1 protein-coding gene is annotated in these 263 nt (G+C 52.9%); it reads right to left on the bottom strand.

Annotated features, from left to right (window positions below):
• Positions 1-183 (bottom strand): lipid II flippase MurJ (locus AAEZ08_RS23035; RefSeq protein WP_500125194.1); only part of this gene is annotated, 183 nt, incomplete at its 3' end.
• Positions 184-263: the final 80 nt, after the last annotated feature.

The raw sequence follows: 263 nt of genomic DNA, 5'->3' as shown, positions 1-263 counted from the left end.
GGAAAACGCACCCTCGGCGAAGATCCGCCGCAGTAGATTGGGCAGTTTGAAGGCAATAAAGAACGCATCTGTGGCCATGCTCGCGCCAAAAAAGCGCGCCACAAGGGTGTCACGTACAAACCCCAAAACCCGGGAGATCATTGTGATAGAGCTGACGGCGGCCAACGACTTGAGCAGATTCATTGAAAGAGTTTTTGCCTATAGATAAAGAGCAGGCGAACAATGCGCCCACATATGCGATACTCCGCGCCTGCAACAAGCAC

Origin of the sequence: Pseudomonas sp. E45-MNA-CIBAN-0222, assembly GCF_040310405.1 — a bacterium.
GTDB lineage: Bacteria > Pseudomonadota > Gammaproteobacteria > Pseudomonadales > Pseudomonadaceae > Stutzerimonas > Stutzerimonas stutzeri_AC.
The sequence above is the reverse complement of the archived record's forward strand: the minus strand, read 5'-3'. Positions and strand labels throughout refer to the sequence as shown.